This window comes from Winogradskyella psychrotolerans RS-3, assembly GCF_000427335.1.
Lineage (GTDB): Bacteria > Bacteroidota > Bacteroidia > Flavobacteriales > Flavobacteriaceae > Winogradskyella > Winogradskyella psychrotolerans.
Genome location: NZ_ATMR01000190.1, coordinates 1 through 812, shown reverse-complemented (window position 1 = coordinate 812; position 812 = coordinate 1). Strand labels below are relative to the sequence as shown.

The window sequence follows — 812 nt, the reverse complement described above, 5'->3', positions numbered from 1 at the left end:
TCTCGAACTACCATCTCTTCGGATGCTCGCTGTGAATAAATAACGAGAGTCATATCCATAAGTAGTCCTTGCAAACGTGGAAATAAGTGACCATTCATTTATACCCTCGTTCCAGCTCGATATCTCGGTTGCATTATTCAAAGTGAGGGAAAGATCATTGGGAAAGCCCCTACCTGATAATGATGAGAATTCGGTGTAGTCTTTCTGACTACTATATCCCAATAACCCTGTAATTGAATGTTTACCAATTTGTTTGATGTAGTTGAGTGTTGATTCCAACGTCCAATTATTCTGAAATTCATTTGAAATTGCTGCACCTGAATTTCCACCCCCAAGTATCATATCTCTTCTTTCTGAAAACTTAAGAGAATTGTATCTATAGTATCCGGCCATCTTGAGGACCAAGCCTTCAATTAAATTAAAATCGATGTGCGTATTAACTAGTGCCTGTGGTCTGGTAAATTCCTGACTTAGATTGTTAAGCTGATAGATACTACTTGAAGCATTACCTAACCCATACTCAAATGAATAATCATTCCTAAATGTAAAACCATCATCCAAAAATAAAAATCTGAGGCGTCTACAAGAGCACCATGCCTCAATGAAGTGTTTATATTTCTATCTTTTCCTTCGGAATTGGCATCAATCTGAGTAGAAGTGCTTCCTGCAATATTTAACCCAATGGTGATCAGATCTGTCACTTTAGATTCAACGTTTGTCCTTATAGAGAACCTTTCAAAGGATGTTCCGACAGCAATACCTTCCTGATCCAGGTAATCTAACGACATGAAATAAGTTGTTTTATCATTACC

1 protein-coding gene and 1 pseudogene are annotated in these 812 nt (G+C 37.4%); both read right to left on the bottom strand.

Translation table 11 applies throughout. The annotated features are described in order from the left end of the window. Positions 1-561, bottom strand: a pseudogene (locus ADIWIN_RS20625) (hypothetical protein); the annotation flags it as partial. Next, the coding region (locus tag ADIWIN_RS20620) for a hypothetical protein (RefSeq protein WP_040757661.1) at positions 510-812 on the bottom strand (303 nt) is incomplete at its 5' end. The pseudogene ADIWIN_RS20625 and the gene ADIWIN_RS20620, both read right to left, overlap by 52 nt.